Origin of the sequence: Streptomyces sp. NBC_00080, assembly GCF_045041255.1 — a bacterium.
In the GTDB taxonomy this organism is placed as follows: Bacteria; Actinomycetota; Actinomycetes; order Streptomycetales; family Streptomycetaceae; genus Streptomyces; species Streptomyces coriariae.
The window spans coordinates 420,779-437,037 of the sequence record NZ_CP108236.1; the positions used below are offsets into that span (position 1 = coordinate 420,779).

General features: G+C 70.8%; 16 protein-coding genes. 10 read left to right on the top strand and 6 right to left on the bottom strand.

The window, feature by feature from the left end; all coding sequences use genetic code 11:
- Position 1 precedes the first annotated feature (1 nt).
- The 5 genes from OHU34_RS45595 to OHU34_RS45615 all read left to right on the top strand — a co-directional run bounded on the left by OHU34_RS45595 (position 2) and on the right by OHU34_RS45615 (position 4,165).
- Positions 2-1,183, top strand: coding sequence for a hydroxylase (locus OHU34_RS45595; protein ID WP_142270178.1), 1,182 nt, complete (start codon positions 2-4; stop codon positions 1,181-1,183).
- Positions 1,180-1,752 carry a flavin reductase family protein gene (locus OHU34_RS45600; RefSeq protein ID WP_142270179.1) on the top strand — a complete coding sequence of 191 codons (573 nt, stop codon included), beginning with the start codon at positions 1,180-1,182 and terminating at the stop codon, positions 1,750-1,752. Before OHU34_RS45595 ends, OHU34_RS45600 begins: the two co-directional genes overlap by 4 nt.
- A gap of 29 nt (positions 1,753-1,781) precedes the next feature.
- The gene (locus OHU34_RS45605) at positions 1,782-2,528 is read left to right on the top strand and encodes a hypothetical protein (protein WP_142270180.1); all 747 of its coding nucleotides are present in this window, start codon (positions 1,782-1,784) and stop codon (positions 2,526-2,528) included.
- A 645-nt stretch (positions 2,529-3,173) separates the two neighbouring features.
- On the top strand, positions 3,174-3,641 hold the full coding sequence (locus tag OHU34_RS45610) for a helix-turn-helix domain-containing protein (RefSeq protein ID WP_331733794.1): 468 nt from the start codon (positions 3,174-3,176) through the stop codon (positions 3,639-3,641).
- Positions 3,575-4,165, top strand: coding sequence for an IS630 family transposase (locus tag OHU34_RS45615; RefSeq protein ID WP_331734023.1), 591 nt, complete (start codon positions 3,575-3,577; stop codon positions 4,163-4,165). Before OHU34_RS45610 ends, OHU34_RS45615 begins: the two co-directional genes overlap by 67 nt.
- Before the next feature lie 11 nt (positions 4,166-4,176).
- Here OHU34_RS45615 and OHU34_RS45620 read toward each other — a convergent pair whose 3' ends face one another.
- From OHU34_RS45620 to OHU34_RS45630, 3 genes are read right to left on the bottom strand one after another with little or no spacing between them, the layout of a single operon-like run.
- Positions 4,177-4,947, bottom strand: coding sequence for an SDR family oxidoreductase (locus OHU34_RS45620; protein ID WP_331733796.1), 771 nt, complete (start codon positions 4,945-4,947; stop codon positions 4,177-4,179).
- A gap of 8 nt (positions 4,948-4,955) precedes the next feature.
- Positions 4,956-5,720, bottom strand: a complete 765-nt coding sequence (locus OHU34_RS45625) for an SDR family NAD(P)-dependent oxidoreductase (RefSeq protein ID WP_142270184.1) — start codon at positions 5,718-5,720, stop codon at positions 4,956-4,958.
- 31 nt (positions 5,721-5,751) lie between these two features.
- Complete coding sequence (locus OHU34_RS45630; RefSeq protein ID WP_142270185.1) at positions 5,752-6,894, bottom strand: acyl-CoA dehydrogenase family protein; 1,143 nt, start codon at positions 6,892-6,894, stop codon at positions 5,752-5,754.
- Positions 6,895-6,992: 98 nt separating this feature from the next.
- Here OHU34_RS45630 and OHU34_RS45635 point away from each other — a divergent pair, with 98 nt between their 5' ends.
- The gene (locus OHU34_RS45635) at positions 6,993-8,165 is read left to right on the top strand and encodes a thiolase family protein (RefSeq protein WP_142270186.1); all 1,173 of its coding nucleotides are present in this window, start codon (positions 6,993-6,995) and stop codon (positions 8,163-8,165) included.
- 118 nt (positions 8,166-8,283) lie between these two features.
- On the opposite strand, the gene OHU34_RS45640 is transcribed toward OHU34_RS45635, so the two are convergent.
- The gene (locus OHU34_RS45640; protein WP_142270187.1) at positions 8,284-9,762 is read right to left on the bottom strand and encodes an aldehyde dehydrogenase family protein; all 1,479 of its coding nucleotides are present in this window, start codon (positions 9,760-9,762) and stop codon (positions 8,284-8,286) included.
- Between the two features lie 236 nt (positions 9,763-9,998).
- Here OHU34_RS45640 and OHU34_RS45645 point away from each other — a divergent pair, with 236 nt between their 5' ends.
- A complete protein-coding gene (locus tag OHU34_RS45645; protein ID WP_142270188.1) occupies positions 9,999-11,276 on the top strand; it encodes an amidohydrolase family protein in 1,278 nt (425 codons plus the stop codon).
- 103 nt (positions 11,277-11,379) lie between these two features.
- Here the strand turns inward: OHU34_RS45645 and OHU34_RS45650 are convergent, their stop codons facing one another.
- Entirely contained in the window at positions 11,380-12,390 is a 1,011-nt protein-coding gene (locus OHU34_RS45650) for an LLM class flavin-dependent oxidoreductase (protein WP_142270189.1), read from the bottom strand.
- A 51-nt stretch (positions 12,391-12,441) separates the two neighbouring features.
- Entirely contained in the window at positions 12,442-13,215 is a 774-nt protein-coding gene (locus tag OHU34_RS45655) for an enoyl-CoA hydratase/isomerase family protein (RefSeq protein WP_142270190.1), read from the bottom strand.
- 102 nt (positions 13,216-13,317) lie between these two features.
- Between OHU34_RS45655 and OHU34_RS45660 the strand changes: the two genes are divergently transcribed.
- The 3 genes from OHU34_RS45660 to OHU34_RS45670 are packed head-to-tail and all read left to right on the top strand — an operon-like array spanning position 13,318 to position 16,214.
- Complete coding sequence (locus OHU34_RS45660) at positions 13,318-13,629, top strand: hypothetical protein (RefSeq protein WP_142270191.1); 312 nt, start codon at positions 13,318-13,320, stop codon at positions 13,627-13,629.
- A gap of 16 nt (positions 13,630-13,645) precedes the next feature.
- Positions 13,646-15,175, top strand: coding sequence for a class I adenylate-forming enzyme family protein (locus OHU34_RS45665; protein WP_142270192.1), 1,530 nt, complete (start codon positions 13,646-13,648; stop codon positions 15,173-15,175).
- A gap of 4 nt (positions 15,176-15,179) precedes the next feature.
- Entirely contained in the window at positions 15,180-16,214 is a 1,035-nt protein-coding gene (locus OHU34_RS45670) for a phosphotransferase family protein (RefSeq protein WP_142270193.1), read from the top strand.
- Positions 16,215-16,259 lie beyond the last annotated feature (45 nt).

Genomic DNA, 16,259 nt, shown 5'->3' on the forward strand with positions numbered 1-16,259 from the left:
AGTGACGCATGAAGTGGTCGGCCGTGTCGAGGAGCTGGGCGCCGAACTGGCCGCGCTCGCCGACGAGAACGAGTCACTCGGCAAGCTGAGCGACCGGACCGTCGAGCTGCTCCGATCCGCAGGGGTCATCCGCCTTCTTCAGCCCAAGGAGTTCGGCGGATTCGGCGCCCATCCGCGGGACTTCGCGGAAGCGGTGATGGAGGTCGCCCGGCACGACGGCGCCGCGGGCTGGGTGTGCGGCGTGGTCGGGGTGCACCCCTGGGAGCTGGCCCAGATGGATCCCCGGCTCGCCCACGAGGTGTGGGACGAGAACCCGGACACCTGGATCGCCTCGCCCTACATGCCCAACGGCATCGCCGAGCCGGTCGACGGCGGCTATGTCCTCAGCGGACGCTGGCCGTTCTCCTCGGGAAGCGACCACTGCGGCTGGGACTTCCTCGGCGCGTTCCTCGGGGACGGCAAGGGGAAGCCCGCCGGGCCCATCACCGTGCTGCACGTCGTGCTGCCCCGCTCGGACTACGAGATCATCGACGGCACCTGGGACGTGGTCGGGCTGTCGGGCACCGGCAGCAAGGACGTCGTCGTGGACAAGGCGTTCATTCCCGAACACCGCGTCATCAGGCAGGAGGCGGTCCAGGACGGCGCCGCCGCGGCGGCCGTCGGGCTCACCGACACCCTGTACAAACTGCCCTTCAGCTCCATGTTCCCGCTCGGGATCACCTCGGCGGTCATCGGCATCTGCGAGGGCGCGCTCGCCCTTCACCTGTCCCAGCAGCGTGACCGGGTCGCCGTGACCGGCGTCCAGGTGCGCGACGACCCGTACGTCCTCTACGCCGCCGGCGAGGCCGCGGCGGAGATCGCCGCCTCCCGGGTGCAACTGATCGACGGCATCAGCCGGTTGTACGACCAGGTCGAGGCCGGCAAGCCCATCAGCATCGAGGACCGGGCGGACGTACGGCGGAATCAGGTCCGCTGCGCCTGGCGGGCCGTCTCCGCCCTGGACGAGATCTTCGCGCGGTCCGGCGGGAACTCGATGCGGCGCAGCAACCCGATGCAGCGGTTCTGGCGCGACGCGCACGCGGGACTGGGGCACATGATCCACGTCCCCGGCTCGGCGTATCACGCGAACGCCCTGGCCCAGATGGGACTTGAGCTGCCCGAGTCGATGCGCATCCTGATATGAGCGACGGCGTGACGCACTGCCGGACGGCGGACGCGGGCGCCGTCGACGGGCGGCGCTTCCGCGACGTACTGGGCAACTTCCCCACGAGCGTGGTCGCGATCACCACCACGGATCCCGAGGAGCGGCCGCACGGGATGATCGTCGGCACCTTCACCTCCGTGTCGCTGGACCCGCCCCTGGTGTCCTTTCTGGCGGACCGCTCCTCCACGACCCTGCGGACGATCAGGGCCGCGGGCCGCTTCTGCGCCAACGCGCTCGCGGGCAACCAGGAACGGCTGTCCCGTCGGCTGGCGACCGGCCCGGCGCAGGAGCGTTTCGCGGACACGGGCTGGCAGGCGTCACCGCTCGGCAACCCGGTGCTGGACGGCGTCGTCGCGTGGGTCGACTGCGCGGTGGAGCAGGTCGTCGAGATCGGAGATCACCTGTTGGTCGTCGGGCGGGTCCGTGACCTGCGCGTCGAGTCGTTGAAGACCCCGCTGCTCTTCTTCCGGGGTGGGTACGGCGACTACCTGTCGAACGCGGCGCTGCTGCTGGACAGGCTCGTCGGCTGGGACGAGATCGGTCGGTAGACACCGGTCGGCACACAAGGGAGCCGCAGATGAAGAAAGACCTCTACATAAGACTGCAACGCGTGTCGGCGTGGTGTGGCGTCATCCTTTTCGTGGGATTCTTCGCCGCATTCGCCGTGGGCCATCTCACCCCGCCGATGAGCCCGACGGAGAGCCCCGAGGACATCGCCGCCTTCCTCAAGGACCACCGCACGGGGATCCTCACCTGTGTCGCCCTGATGGTTCTGCTCATCCCGTTCGAGTACCCGTACGTCATCGTGACGAGCATGCAACTGCGCCGGGTCGAGGGCGGCTGGGGGATGCTGTCCATGATCCAGCTCACCACGGGCATCATGGCCCCGGCCGGGTTCTTCTTCCCGCTCGCGATCCTCGCCGCCGCGGCCTACCGACCGGAGAGCCACTCCCCGGACGTCCTGTCCGCGATGACCGACATCTTCTGGCTCATGTTCGTGGGCAACGCCTGCGTCTTCGTCCTTCAGGTCTGGTCGATCGGATACGCCGCGTTCGTCGACCACACCCGGGAGAAGCCGGTCTTCCCGCGCTGGTACGGCTGGCTCAGCCTCGTGCTGGGAGTGCTGCTGATCCCGGGCGCCTTCATCTTCCTCAACCGGACCGGACCGCTCGCCTGGGACGGACTGCTCGCGTATCTGATCCCCTCGATCGCGTACGTCTTCTGGAAGATCGCCACGCCGTACGTGCTGCTGAAGGCGATCACGAGGGAGGAGAAGGAACTGGCCGAGACCGCCGCCGTGCCGGCCGAGCCGGTGACCGCGTAGGACCCTTGCGGCGGCGTGACAACAGCCGAATCTCACCCCTGGCACGAGCGCACGAGCGCACGGGACCCTGCGGTGGCCGTCGGCCGGACGATCTCCGAGCCGGCCGACGCGCCGACGGCGGTCCACGGACGGAGCGGCGGAAGCTGCGCAAGCGCTTCTGCCGCTCCGACGCATCCGGACCCTCCGGAGCGGGCCGCGTGTTCCGGAGGCCAGGGCCTCTCTTTCGGATCTTGCCGTCGCTCGCGGGGTCTGGCACGCCCATCTGCGGCGTTGTCGTCGGTCGCCGACTCCCCCACGCTCGACTGCGCTCGCGCGGGGGGACCCTCATCGCGTCGACTCCCTCCTCCGCCTTGCAGCTGCACGCACCAGACCCCACTCGGGCCGCGAACAAGGCACCGCCGCTCCAAGCCGACCTGATCCGAAAGAAGGGCCCTAGTGCTGGATTCCTCATTCCCTGGGTACAAGTCCTGGTGGCGGGGTAAGTCGAGTACTCGGGGCGGGTGCTGGACGGTGGTGTTACGGGCACGGCCGAGCCGTGACGAGAACGAGCAACGGGCCGTGCGTCGGCTGTCGCGAGCGCGTAAGGCGCCGCGTGATCTGGTGCTGCGGGCGCGGATGGTCGAGTTGAGCTAGGCCGGGCCGCGGGTGCCGGCCATCGCGGACGAGTTGGGGTGCAGTCCCAAGACGGTCCGCCGCTGGTTGCACCGCTTCAACCGCTTGGGTCTGGACGGGCTGGAGGATCTGGGCGGGCAGGGCCGCAAGCGGCGGATCACCGAGTCGGAACGCTCCAGGATCATCGGCCTGGTCAAGCAGCCGGCGCCGGGCCGGCTGACTGTGCAGGCCGACGGCGAGCTGGCTGCGGAGGATGAGTCCGGACCGCCGGAGTGGACCCTGGACGCGCTGGCCGCCGAGGCCAGGAGGCTGGGCATTGGGGTCGGCCGCAGTCAGGTCCGACGGATCCTGCTGGCCGAGGGGGTGCGCTGGCGCCGCACCCGGTCATGGACCCGCTCGAGAGACGCGGACTTCGAGGGAAAAGGACCAGGATCATCGAGCTCTACACCTGCCCGCCCGAGGGCGCGACGGTCGTCTGCGCCGACGAGCTTGGACCGGTGATCCCCCGCACGTTCCCCCCGGCGCCGGGCTGGTCGCCGGACGGCCACCGCATCAAGTCCGAAGTCGATTACGGTCGCGGACCAGAGAAGACCTGGGTCTACGGCGCACTGCGAGTACGGGACGGACACGAGATCACCATGACCGCACCATCCCGCAACAGTGCCTACTACCAGCAGTTTCTTCAGATGGTCGAGGCAGCCAATCCCACCGGGGACATCTACGTCGTCACCGACAACCTGTCCTCGCACAACAGCCTTTCCACTCGGACCTGGCTGGAGGACCACCCCAGAATCCGGCACGTCTTCATCCCCGTCGGCGCCTGCTGGCTCAACCTCCAGGAGGGCTGGTGGCGCATCTTCCGCAAGGCCGCCCTCGCAGGCCAGTCCTTCGCGAGACCAGCCGAGATCGAACACGCCACCCTCCTCGCAACATCCCAGCTCAACACCCGAGCCCAGCCCTGGGTATGGGGCAGACCGGCACCACCCACTCGCCTATTTCGGCGCCGGTATGTGTACATCCAATGAGGAATCCAGCACTAGACCGAGAGCGCGAACCCGCCCGTCACACGGAGGGTTTCGCCGGTGACGAAGGACGCCCTCGACGAGACCAGATGGAGCAGCGCCTCGACGACGTCCTGCTCCTCGCCCTCCCGTCGCAGGATCTGTTCCCCGAGGACGCGGTCCGCCTCGGCGGCGGACAGTTCGGCCCGGACCGCGTCGGTGAAGATCAGTCCCGGCGCGATCGCGTTGACCCTGATGCCGTCGGCGGCGAACTCGCGGGCGAAGGAGACCGTCAGGCCCCGCACGGCGAGCTTGGACACGCCGTAGATGCTCCGGTTCGCGTAGGCGGCCGACGAGGAGATGTTGACGACGGAGGCGCCGGCGCGGCCTTTCATCGCCTCGCGGGCCGCGAGTGAGCAGATGATGACGCCCATGACGTTGACGTCGAGCACGCGCCGCACCTTGGCGAGACCCAGTTCGGTGAACGGCCTGTTGTAGGCGGCGTGCAGACCGGCGTTGTTGACCAGGATGTCGAGTCCGCCGTGGCGTTCGGCCACACCGTGCACCACCGCGCCGACTTCCGCCTCGTCGGCGACGTCACAGGTGACCGCGGTCGCGCTCGCGCCCCGTGCGGCGAGTTCCGCCGCCGCCTCGGCCGCGGCGGCGCCGTCGATGTCGGCGAGCACGACATGCGCGCCGCGGGCCGACAGCGCCTCGCCGAACGCCTTGCCGAAGCCCCGGCCACCGCCGGTGACGAGGGCCACCTTGCCCTCGTGTTCGCCTTTCGGGCGTGTGTGATCCGGCATCAGAGACCTCACTTCGGTCCGAACCGCTGGCCCGCGTCCAGACGCAGGCACTGGCCGTTCAGCATGGGGTTGTCGACGATCGCCAGGGCGAGCTTGGCGTACTCTTCCGGGCGGCCCAGGCGCCGGGGGAACGCGGCGTCCTTCACCAGCGCGGCCCGCACCTCGGCGGGGATCTTCTCGGTGGCGCCCGTCTCGAACAGGCTGGGCGCGATGGCGACGACACGGATACCGAGCGAACCGAGATCGCGGGCCATGGTGAGGCTCATTCCGGCGATCGCCGCCTTGGCGGCCGAGTAGGCTACCTGCCCCACCTGCCCCTCGAAGGCGGCGATCGACGACGTGTTGACGATGACGCCGCGTTCGCCGTCGGGCTCCTCGCGCTCGTTACGGCTCATGTGCGCGGCGGCCAGACGGCTGACGTTGAACGTGGCGACGGCGTTGAGGTCGAGCACCCGGCGGAAGGTCTCCAGGTCGTGCGGACCGTCCTTGCCGAGGGTGCGCCGCACGCTGCCGCCGCCCGCGGTGGTGACCGAGACATGCAGCCCGCCGAGGGCCTCCACGGCGGCGTCCAACGCGCTCTCGGTCCCCTCGAAGTCGGTCACGTCGACGGGATGGAAGCTCCCGCCGAGCGTGGCGGCGACCTCCTCGCCCGCCGATGCAGGACGGTCGAGCACGGCGACGTCGGCGCCGCGGGCCGCGAGCAGTTCGGCGGTGGCCCGGCCCATGCCGGAGGCGCCGCCGAACACCACGGCCTTCTTGCCCTTGATCTCCATGGAAACCTTTCAGGTCGTTCGCTTCGTTCGCTCACGCGGACGCGGACGCGGGCGTGGACGCGGGCGTTCGGCGCAGGAGGGTGCACAGCCGGTCGCGGTGCACGGCCGCGTCGCCGTACAGCACGCTGTCGGCCCGGGCGCGCCGCAGGTGGAGGTGGAGGTCGTGCTCCCAGGTGAAGCCGATGCCGCCGTGCAGCTGGAGAGCCCGGGCCGCGACCTCGCCGGTCCCGGCCGCGACGTACGAGGCGGCGGCGCAAGCAGCCCGGGAGGCCTCGTCGGCACCCGCGTCGGCGGCCATCGCCGCGTACGCGGTGGCGGCGCGGGCGCCGTGGACCAGCAGCGCCATGTCGGCGCACGCGTGCTTGACGGCCTGGAACGTTCCGATCGGCTGCCCGAACTGCACGCGGGACTTCGTGTGGGCGACCGTGAGTTCCAGCATGCGCTCCATCACCCCGAGTGCGTCGGCGCACCGCAGCACCGAAGCCTCGTCGAGCAGCCGCTGGATCTCTTCGGGCCCGCCGGCGAGGCGGCGTTCTGGTGGCACCCGGACCCCCTCGAGCCGGACCTCGTAGAACGAACGGGTGGAATCCAGCACATGCTGCCGTCGGACGGTGACACCACAGGCGGCCCGGTCGACCAGGAACGACGCCAGGACCCCACCGTGGCGCGCGGTGACGAGCAGCCAGTGGGCGCCGGCCGCATCCTGCACCACCGTCTTGACCCCGTCGAGGACGATCGCGTCCCTGTCGGTCCTGGCGGTGGCGCGGACGCCGTCGAGGGACCACGGGACGTGCGGCTCGGCGAAGGCCCAGGTGGCCCAGCCCGCTCCGGCGGCGAGCGCCGGCAGCACCTCGGCCCGCAGGTCCGGCGACGCCGTGGCGGCGAGCGCCCGGCCGACGATCGCGGTGGGCGTGAACGGGCCCCGCCCGAGCGCGCGCCCGATCTCCTCGGCGACGAGCGCGAGTTCCACCAGGCCCTGGCCGGCGCCGCCGTACGCCTCGGGCAGGCAGAGACCGGGCCAGCCGAGGTCGGCCGTCAGCCTCCACACCTCGGGATCGACGTCTTCGTCGCGATCCGCCCACGCCCGTACGTGCTCGATCGGGGCCCGATCCGACAGCAGGTCGCGCGAGGCCTCGCGCAGCATGTCCTGCTCCTCGCTGAGCTCGAAGTTCACCAGGGCAAGGTATCCTCTACTGGCGGTACGGTCGAGACGGCGGGGTGATATAGCGGTAGCCCTGTCAGGGACTCCTCGATTTAAGTACTCTTAATTCCATGGTTGATGCCGTTCTTCTCTCCGCGTGCCGCACCGCGATAGGAACCGCCCGCCGAGGAACCCTGCGGGACACCGGCGCCTTCGAACTCGCCGCGGTCGTCGTCCGCGAGGCCGTGCGGCGCAGCGGACTGCCCCCCGAGACGATCGACGACGTCGTCCTTGGCGAATCCCTGGCCGGAGGCGGGGACATCGCCCGGTACGCGGCGCTCCAAGCGGGGCTGACGCACGTCCCGGGCCTGGCGCACAACCGGCACTGCGCCTCCGGCCTCGCGAGCGTGGCAACCGCCGCCGCGAGCGTGCGGGCCGGGATGGACCGTGTGGTGATCGCGGGCGGGACGCATTCGTCGTCGACGGCGCCGGTGGCCCGGCGACGCATACCGGGCACCGAGGAGTGGCAGGACCCCTGGATGTCGCCGACCCATGTCCCGACGCCCGACGCCCCCAACGACGACATGGGGGTCCTCGTCGGCTGGAACACGGCCCGGCTGGCAGGCCTCACCCGCGCGGAGATGGACGCCTGGGCGCTGCGTTCCCACGAGCGGGCCGTGCGGGCCGTCGACGAAGGCCGGTTCCGCGACGAGATCGTGCCGGTGAAGGTCACCCGCCGGGACGGAGCGACCTCGGTCTTCGACACCGACGAGCATCCGCGACGCGACACCAGCGCGGAGAAGCTCGCCGCGCTGAAGGTGCTGCACCCCGAGATCGACGGGTTCTCCATCACGGCCGGCAACTCCAGTGGCGTCAACGACGGCTCGGCCGCGGTCGTCGTCGCCGGTTCGGACGTGGCCACCGCCCATGGCCTCACCCCGCTCGCCACCGTGCGGGCCTGGGCGAGTGTGGGAGTCGACCCCGTCGAGACGGGGCTCGCGCCGATCGCCGCGATCTGCAAGGCCCTCGACCGCGCCGGACTCGGCATAGACGACGTCGACCTGTTCGAGGTCAACGAGGCCTTCGCCGCGGTGGCCGTCGCCACCACCCGGGAACTGCGCCTCGATCCCGAGCGGGTCAACCCGTTCGGCAGCGGGTGCAGCCTCGGCCACCCGATCGCCACCACTGGCACGCGGTTGGTCGTGACGTTGGCGCACGAACTGCGGCGCCGGGGCGGCGGGACCGCGGTCGCGGCCATGTGCGCGGGCGGCGGCATGGGCTCGGCCATGGTCCTGACGGTGTGAACGACCGTGGCCGGGGCCGTGGCCGAGGCCGTCACTGTGACTGTGGCCGAGGCCGGAGTAGCGGTCGGACAGTCGGCCGGGCGGCGCACGCGGGTGGGCGTGCCGCCCGGCCGGCCGCTCAGCGCGCGGCCCAGCTGACCGTCTTGGTCTGCAGGTACTCTTCCAGCCCGAACTCGCCCCACTCCCGGCCGAGTCCGCTCTGCTTGTACCCCCCGAAAGCGGCCCGAGGGTTCACTCCCGCGCTGCCGCCGTTGATCGTGACAGCGCCGGTCCGCAGGCGGGAGGCGATGTCGTACGCGGCCACGGTGTCGGCGCTCCAGACGGCGCCGGCGAGGCCGTACGGACTGTCGTTCGCGATGCGTACCGCCTCCTCGTCGGTGGCGAAGGGGATGACGACGCCGACCGGGCCGAAGAACTCCGTGCGCGCGATGGTCATGTCGTTGTCGACGTCGGCGAAGAGGGTCGGTTCCACGAAATAGCCCCGGTCGAGGTGGGCGGGACGCCCGCCGCCGCGGACGAGACGCGCTCCCTCCTCCTCGCCGACCCGGATCAGCTTCTCGACCTTGTCTCGCTGTGCCTCGCTGATCAGCGGGCCCATGGTGGTGGACGGGTCGGCCGGGTCGCCGACCCTGACCTCGGCGAGGGCCGCGCTCAGCTTGGCGACCAGTTCGTCGTGGACGGACTCGTGGACCAGGGTGCGCGTCAGCAGGGAACAGCCCTGCCCGGCGTGGGTGGTGATCCCCGTCAGCGCGGAGCGGACGGCGCCGTCGAGGTCGGCGTCGGCGCGGACGATGTTGGCCGACTTGCCGCCGAGTTCGAGGACGACCTTCTTCAGGGAGGCCGCGGCCTGGGCGTAGACCGTGCGTCCGACCGCGTCCGACCCGGTGAAGCTGACGAGGTCCACCCTGGGGTGGGTGGTCAGCTCGCGGCCGGCCTCGACGTCACCGGTCACGATGTTGAGCACCCCCGGCGGCAGCCCGGCGGCGTCGGCGAAGTCGCCGATGAGCAGGGACTCCAGGGGAGTGGCGGGCGCCGGTTTCAGTACGGCGGTGCAGCCGGCGGCGAGAGCGGGGATCACCTTCATCATGCTGAGGAAGAACGGGAAGTTGTAGGCGGAGATCAGCGCGCACACCCCGAACGCCTCGCGGCGCAACACCCCTTGGGAGACACCGATGCCCGGTGCGACCGTGGGGTCCATCGGGCGTTCCCAGGAGAAGGCCGGGATCACGCGCTCGGCCATGTCGCGCAGATGGGCCACCGGGACCCGGGTCTGCAGCGTCTCGGCCAGCGCACGGACCGAGCCCGCTTCGGCCATGTTGACGGCCACCAGTTCGGGCAGTCTGCGCTCCATTTCCTCGGCCATGCGCAGTAGGACGGCGGCCCGTTCGATGGGCCTCATCCGTGGCCAGGGGCCCTCGTCGAAGGCGCGCCTGGCCGCCTCGACGGCAAGCCGTACGTCCGCGGGGGAGGAGCCCGCGACCACCGCGACCGTCTCCTCCGTCGCTGGATTGCGGACGGGTACCGGGGTGTCCGACCGGCCGTCGGTCCGGCGCCCGTCGATGTAGAGCCGCGAAGAGAACGAGTACGTCGTCGTCATGTGCCGTCTCCTGATCGCCTGCCAGACCTGTCTAGTTGAGTGTACTGAATTCACCCGACCGGAGAAGAGGGGTGCGTCGTGGGCTCAGTGTCAGCGATCTTTCGGCTTTCGGTTCGCGGCCGGTCGCTCATTCCGTATGCGGAATCATTGACTAGACCGTTCGGTACAGCTAACTTCGGCGTCATCCGCGGGGTGGGTTCTGGCGCGAACGACGAGGTTCGAAAGAGGTACCGCCTGTGTTCAAGGAATTTGTCGTGTCCGGCGATTCGCACATCATCGAGCCGGTCGATCTCTTCAAGACCCGACTTCCCGAGCGACTGCGCGACCGTGCGCTGTGGGAAGAGGAGTTCACCCTCGACGAGCCGATCGTCGAGGGCGGACACACCGAGTTCAAGAAGCTGCACACGATCGGCTTCGACGGCTGGACCATCTCGAAGTACCGCCAGCTCGGCGGGGAGACCCCGGACGGCGATCCGGACCACATCATCCGGGACATGAACCTCGACGGCGTCGACGCCTCGGTGATGTTCCCGAACCTGTCGTTGTTCGTCCTGTTCACCGACGACCACGAGCTGTCCATGGCGCACGCGCGTGTGTGGAACGACTACCTCGTCGAGCGCTACCTCCCGTACAAGGACCGGCTGCGTCCGACGGCGGCGATCCCGCTCACGGACGTCCCCGAGGCCGTGGCGGAGATCGAGCGGTGCGCGCGGCTGGGGCTCGGCGCGATACTCCTCCCGGAGATCCCGCCCCTGCCGTACTACGCGCGGGAGTACGACCCGGTCTGGGCCGCAGCCCAGGCGCACGGGATGCCGGTGTTCATCCACGTGGCCACCGGCGGGGTGAAGGTCAAGGAGAGCGTGTCGGAGACGGCGATGACCGTCCGGGGGCTGATGAACGCCATGAACATGGGCAAGGGCAACCTGACCGACGACATGGTGGCCGGCCGGACCATGGGCAGCGCGGTCGGATCGGCCGTGGCCGGTCCGCAGGGCATCATCGCCAGCCTGGTGGGCGGCGGCGTGTGCGAGCGCTTCCCCGACCTGCACTTCAACCTGATCGAGTACACCGCCGGATGGCTGGTCTCGTTCATGGGCTACATGGACAAGTCCTGGAAGACGGGTACCGGCCAGGACCCCGACTGGTGGCTCGGCTTCTGGGACGACAACCGCTCGCCCAAGGAGCAGTCAGCCATGGGGCGGCTGTTCGCCGTCAACGACAAGTGGCCCTACCCGCTCAAGCCCACCGAGTACGTCCGGCGGCAGATCCACGTGCAGTTCGCCGACGACCCGACGGCCGTCAAGGCCCGCCACATCACCGGTCTGTCGACGGTCATGTGGGGCAACGACTACCCGCATGCGGAGGGCACCTTCCGCAGCAGTGCCGAGTGCATCGCCGAGAACTTCGAGGGAGTCGACGACGAGGACCGCGCGGCGATCCTGGGCGGCACGCTGGCCGATGTCGTGCACTTCGACAAGAGCAAGAAGCTGGCGCCGGCCCCGCAGGAAGTCTGAGCCACGACCGGACGGCGACCGGCCCCCGACCGGCGACCGGGCCTGGACCGCGACCGGCCCCGGAGCGATCTCGCTCCGGGGCCGGTCCCCCTCCGCGCACTCGTCACGCCTCCGTCGGGACCTGGCCGATCAGCGCCAGGGATGCCCGGGCGTAGGCGGCCCGGCGCCGGTGGCTCACCATGAAGCTCGGCGGCGCGAAGTAGCCGACGTTGCAGGGGAGCGAGCCGGCGCGGCGCGCGAGGGCGTCCTTGGCCTCGGCCGTCGTTCCGCAGACGGCGATCTCGGTGAGCATGTCGTCGGTGACGGCCCGCGCCATGCCGTCGGTGTCGCCGGCCCGGAACGCCGCGCGCAGCTGTGTGACGGGCTCCTGCCAGCCGTGGTGGGCCACGAACGGGTCGTACGTCTTGACGGTGAGGTAGAAGGCGATCATCCGCCGGGCGTCGGCGACGGCGCGTTCGGGTGCGGCGTCGTCGACCGCCGTGATGATCCAGCCGTGTTCGAGAGAGCGGGCGCCGGACCGAGCGCCGCCGGTCGTGCCGCGCTCGACGGAGGGTCGTACGACGTCGTTCCACCAGGAGCCGGTGAACAGCCCGTGCCCGATGACGCCGTCGGCGACCCGGCCCGCGGTGGCGGCCATGCGGGTGTTGAAGGCGGCGAGCAGGACCGGGATGTCCAGCCGGCCCAGCACCGGGGCGCGGACGTCGGCGTCGAGGGCGTAGAACTCGCCGGAGTAATGGACCCCTTCGCCGTTCTCCGCGTGCAACCAGGCCCGCACGGCACCGACGGTCTCGGCGATCCGGTCCACGGGGCGTTCGGCGGGAACGCCCAGCCAGTCGCGGTTGATCCGGAACGCCGCGCTGCCCAGGCCGAGGAACAGCCGGCCCGGCGCCTGGGCGTGCAGGTGGCGCAGGGCCGTGGCGTGCGCGTAGGGGGTGCGGGCGAACGCGTAGGCGATGGCGGGGCCCGCCAGGGCGTGTTCGGTGTTCGCCACGATGTCGGCCACAGTGAGGTAGGCGTCGTGGTCGGCGAACTCCCCGGCGCAGAAGGCGCCGACACCGGCCTCCTCGGCCTCCCGCGCGACGTCCCGGCCGGGCCAGGGCATGCCGAACCGCATAAGAGCCTCCCCTATAAAAAGTACACTTATTTAGGGGAGGGTAGGGGAGGGTCAGCGCAGTGTCCATCGCCCCCTGGGCACCGCGGAGCGGTCGATCCCGGCCTTTCCGACCGGGTTCCCGAGCTGGGTGTACGACAGTCCGGTGCGCAGCGCCTGGGTGCGCGTCGAGTCGAGCGACTCCCAGATCGCCCGGACGGTGCCCTGGACGGCGGCGGGCGGTTTGGCGGCGATGATGCGCGCGATCTCGTCGGCCCGGCCCCACAGGTGCTCGTGCTCGACCACCTCGCTGACCAGGCCGATCTGCAGGGCGCGCGTCGCCGACACACGCTCGTCCAGGCCGAGCAGCGCGATGCGCAGAGCCTCGCCGAGCGGGATGCGCCGGGCGAGGCCGATCGGTTCCAGGGCGGCGGTGAGTCCGTAGCTGACGTGGGGGTCGAAGAACGTCGCGTCCTGCGAACAAATCATGATGTCGGCCTCGTTGAGCCAGTAGAAGGCGCCGCCGGCGGCCATGCCGTGCACCGCGCACACCAGGGGTTTCCACACCTGGTTCAGCTTCGGCGAGAGGTACTCGCCGGGATCGGTCTGCGACCAGACGTTGGGGTGGCGGTCGATGCCCTCCTTCACGTCCATGCCCGTGCAGAACGCCCGCTCACCCGCACCGCGCAGCACGATGACGCGCACGTCGTCGTCGGCCTTGACGGTGTGCCAGAGAGCCGAGAACTCCTCCAGCATCTCTTGGTTGAAACCGTTCATCACCTCGGGTCGGTTGAGGGTGATCGTGGCGACGTGGTCGGTCACCTCGAACAGCACGGTCTTGAGTTCCACTCGGCAGCTCCGTTCTCGACGCGATCGAGGTAAGTAGTATACTTTTCTCTGGTTACTCGGTACCAGTCACCCGGTACCACGAGAGCCGCGGAGGACACTGCGATGAGGCCACGCGTGGGGCAGATGCTCGCCAGTACGGTCGACACCACGGCGGTGATCGTCGTGCGGTGCCCGGACGAGGAGCTGGAGATCACGTGCGGCGGGGCCGCCATGACCGAGGGGGCCGGGCCGGGGGCCGACGTCCTCGGCACGCCCGATCCCGGTCTGATGGGCGGCGCGTTGCTCGGCAAGCGGTACGCCGACGAGGGCCTCGGTCTCGAACTGCTCTGCACCAAGTCCGGGCCGGGCAGCCTGGCGGCGAACGGCCTTCCGTTGCCGGTGAAGAGCCCCAAGCCGCTCCCGGCCTCGGACTGAGGGGACGGGGCGGCTCATGAACATATCGATGCTGTCGGACATGGCCGCCGAGGGATTCGCCGAACGGGTCGTCGTCGGGCGCACGGACGACGGGCTGACCGCCGGGCGGTTGCGCGAGCTGGCGGCCGGCGGAGCGCACCTGGTGCGCTCCGCCGGCGCCGACGCGGTCGTCCACCTCGCGGTGAACGGTCCGGCCCTCCCGGTCGCCCTGTTCGCGGCGGCCCGCGCCGGAGTGCCCCTGGTACCGGTCAACTACCGCCTGGGCGAAGCCCAACTCGACGCGCTGCTGGCGAACCACCCGCGCGCACTGGGAATCGCCGACCCGGAGCACGGCGAGGCCCTGCGCCGCGCGGGGCTGCCGGTGCGGAGCCCGGCCGAATGGCTCGCACAGGCCGCTGAGCACGTCGGCCACCCCGCCGACGAAGCCGGAGGCGATCCGGCGCCCCCGGACACCCCGGCCGTCCTCATCTACACCAGCGGGACGACCTCCGCGCCGAAGGGCGTGGTCCTGCGCCACCGCAACCTGGTGTCGTACGTGCTCGGCACGGTGGAGTTCGCCGGAGCCGGCCCCGACGAGGCGGCCCTGGTGAGTGTTCCGCCCTACCACATCGCCGCCGTGTCCAATGTGCTGACGAACCTGTACGCGGGGCGCCGGGCCCTGACCCTGGAGCAGTTCACGCCGGACGGCTGGCTTGGACTCGCACGGGAGCAGCGGATCACCCACGCGATGGTGGTGCCGACGATGCTCGCCCGCATCATGGACACGGACGGTCTCGACCGGTCCGTGCCCTCGCTGCGCGCGCTCGCGTACGGCGGAGCCCGGATGCCGGTACGGGTCATCGAGACCGCGCTGCGCACCTGGCCGCGGGTGGACTTCGTGAACGCCTACGGGCTCACGGAGACCTCGTCCACCATCACCGTCCTGGGCCCGCGGGAGCACCGGACGGCCGTGGCGAGCGACGACCCCGTGGTGCGCGCCCGGCTCGGCTCCGCCGGACTGCCGGTGCCCGGCGTCGAGCTGGAGGTGCGCGACGCGTCCGGCGCGGTCGCACCGCCCGGCGCGACCGGGCAGATCTGGGTGCGCGGCGAGCAGGTGTCGGGGGAGTACGCCGGGCAGGGCTCCGCGGTCGACGACCGGGGCTACTTCCACACCCGCGACCAGGGCCACCTCGACGACGACGGCTATCTCCACATCGAGGGCAGGGCCGACGACACGATCATCCGCGGTGCCGAGAACATCGCGCCCGCCGAGATCGAGGATGTCCTGCTGGGCCACCCGGACGTGCTCGACGCGGTCGTCGTGGGCGTCCCGGACGAGGAGTGGGGCCAACGGATCGAGGCGGTGGTCGTCCTGCGCGACGGTGTGGCGATCGACGCGGATGCCCTGCGCGCGCAGGTGCGCGGCACGCTGCGCGGCTCGAAGACCCCGGACCGCATCACCCGCTGGCACGAACTGCCCCGCACTGCGACCGGCAAGCTCGTGCGCCGCGACATCGTCGAGGCGCTGACCGCCGAAGGCCCTCAGGCCGTCGGCCGACAGGGATGAGGACATGAGCGTCGTCGCAGGCAGTGCCGACCTGACAACGCAATTGACGGAGCGCGCCGCCGTCGCGCTCCGCGGCTGGGCTCCCGGGGCCGCCGTGGACTCGGTCGAGCCCCTCACCGGCGGTACGTCCAGCCTCACCTACGTGGCCGTGCTGTCGGGCGCCCCCGCCGGATACGAGCGCGTCGTCCTCAAGGTGGCCCCGCCCGGCCTGGAACCGGTCCGCAACCGGGACGTGCTGCGCCAGGCGCGGCTCATGCAGCTGCTGTCGGGAGTGCCCGGGGTGCGGGTGCCGAAGGTGCTCTTCAGCGACAAGGGCGCGCCCACGGCTCGCCAGCCCTTCGTGGCCATGGAGTTGGTGCCCGGGGAGTGCGTGGAACCGGTGCTCGTGCCCAGGGGCGCCCTTCCCGCGGGCCAGGTGAGGGCCCGTGCCCTCGACGCGGCCCGGATGCTCGCCCACCTGCACCGCGTGGACCCCAAGCGAACCGCCCTGGCCGTGGAGCCCGTCGTCACGCCCGGTGCCGAGGTCGACCGCTGGACCCGGGCGTTCACGACCGTGCCCGAGGATCTGCGCACCGGCTACGAGGCGGTCGAGGCACGGCTGCGCGCCACCCTGCCCGCCGCGATGATGCCGGTGTTCACCCACGGCGACTACCGGCTCGGCAACACGCTGTGCGACGCCGATTCGGTCAACGCGGTCATCGACTGGGAGATCTGGTCGCTCGGCGATCCCCGGGTCGACATCACCTGGCTGACCTTCTTCACCGACGAGGCCCGCCACCCGGCGTCCCCGTCGCAGGAGCCGACCGGGATGCCGGGGAAGGCGGAGCTGATCGACGCGTACCAGGAGGCGCGGGGCGAGCGGCTGCCGGAACTGGGGTGGTTCGAGGCACTGACGAAGTACAAGGAGTCCGCCGCGACCGCCCTGCTGATCAAGCGCGGCCGGAAGGCGGACCACCTGACCGCCATGCACCGGCGCATGCTGCCCGCACTGCCGGTGCTGCTGGAGGAGGCGATGGAACTGCTCGGCCGGCGTGCCTGAACGCTGTGCCGGGAGGCCGGGGCGTTGTCCGCGGTCCGTCCGCCG

Excerpts from the sequence above, each read along its gene's own strand:
- OHU34_RS45600 (WP_142270179.1), top strand. The coding sequence starts at position 1,180 with ATGAGCGACGGCGTGACGCACTGCCGGACGGCGGACGCGGGCGCCGTC.
- OHU34_RS45605 (WP_142270180.1), top strand. The coding sequence starts at position 1,782 with ATGAAGAAAGACCTCTACATAAGACTGCAACGCGTGTCGGCGTGGTGT.
- OHU34_RS45620 (WP_331733796.1), bottom strand. The coding sequence starts at position 4,947 with ATGCCGGATCACACACGCCCGAAAGGCGAACACGAGGGCAAGGTGGCC.
- OHU34_RS45625 (WP_142270184.1), bottom strand. The coding sequence starts at position 5,720 with ATGGAGATCAAGGGCAAGAAGGCCGTGGTGTTCGGCGGCGCCTCCGGC.
- OHU34_RS45635 (WP_142270186.1), top strand. The coding sequence starts at position 6,993 with ATGGTTGATGCCGTTCTTCTCTCCGCGTGCCGCACCGCGATAGGAACC.
- OHU34_RS45640 (WP_142270187.1), bottom strand. The coding sequence starts at position 9,762 with ATGACGACGACGTACTCGTTCTCTTCGCGGCTCTACATCGACGGGCGC.
- OHU34_RS45650 (WP_142270189.1), bottom strand. The coding sequence starts at position 12,390 with ATGCGGTTCGGCATGCCCTGGCCCGGCCGGGACGTCGCGCGGGAGGCC.
- OHU34_RS45660 (WP_142270191.1), top strand. The coding sequence starts at position 13,318 with ATGAGGCCACGCGTGGGGCAGATGCTCGCCAGTACGGTCGACACCACG.
- OHU34_RS45665 (WP_142270192.1), top strand. The coding sequence starts at position 13,646 with ATGAACATATCGATGCTGTCGGACATGGCCGCCGAGGGATTCGCCGAA.
- OHU34_RS45670 (WP_142270193.1), top strand. The coding sequence starts at position 15,180 with ATGAGCGTCGTCGCAGGCAGTGCCGACCTGACAACGCAATTGACGGAG.